The following is a 773-nucleotide window of genomic DNA, read 5'->3' on the forward strand; positions in this document are numbered from 1 at the left end:
ACACCCAGTCTTACTTTCGATCCGTTGCGGGTCGTCAGAACGTGAAGGTTAGCGCGTCGAATGCTTTCGACGTCGGCGCTGTCGTTCAAGGCCAGCGCGTGTTGCTGAGTCGATTTTTGAGATGCTCTGGATTTCAACGGTGCACCCTTGAGGGAAGCATCTCGGCTCGGCTGTTTGGCCATCTCGCGCTCATTTTTCCTGCTAGCCCTGGGCGTGCCGCCCGCTGGTTTCCTTGGCATTTCTGCGTCCTCAGACAAACGAACTTCAACAGAAGGTTGCTGGCCGAGATTGACGGCCGAGGCAGGTCTACGTGTCTCAGACTCTGCTTCTGGCACCTCGTCCACCTGCTCGGCCGTTTGAACGAAGTCGAGCGGCGACTTGAGACGAGCAATGGTCTCCGGCGTGAGCAGGGGATGAGGCTGATCGAAAAAGCCGTGCGGCAACCCGAGCGTGGTTTCCATGTGGAAGGCAGTCTCAGGCGTGAACCTTTCGCCTTTCATCAGTTCGGCCACTCGCGTCATGCTGGAATCCAGTCCTAACGCGATATTCTCGGCACCCACTGCATCGACCAGAAACTGAAACGAACGCGTCTTGAAGATTGAGGCCGTCTGAGTGGAGTCTTGAGCGGGCGCCTTCGCGTAGATCCGTTTCTGTCGGTTGGACGAGGATTTGTTCACGTGGCGAGGTTGGAGCTGGCCGCTGTCTCGAGATCCCGCATATCGCCCGCGGGGTTGACTCATAGGGTAAGGCTCCCTGCAATTGTTGATATGCGA

General features: G+C 57.3%; 1 protein-coding gene. It reads right to left on the reverse strand.

All coding sequences use genetic code 11. From position 1 onward, the window contains the following. The coding region (locus tag AWB74_RS45005; RefSeq protein ID WP_061152853.1) for a hypothetical protein at positions 1 to 740 on the reverse strand (740 nt) is incomplete at its 3' end. Positions 741 to 773 lie beyond the last annotated feature (33 nt).

It is taken from the genome of Caballeronia arvi, assembly GCF_001544695.2.
GTDB classification, from domain to species: Bacteria; Pseudomonadota; Gammaproteobacteria; order Burkholderiales; family Burkholderiaceae; genus Caballeronia; species Caballeronia arvi.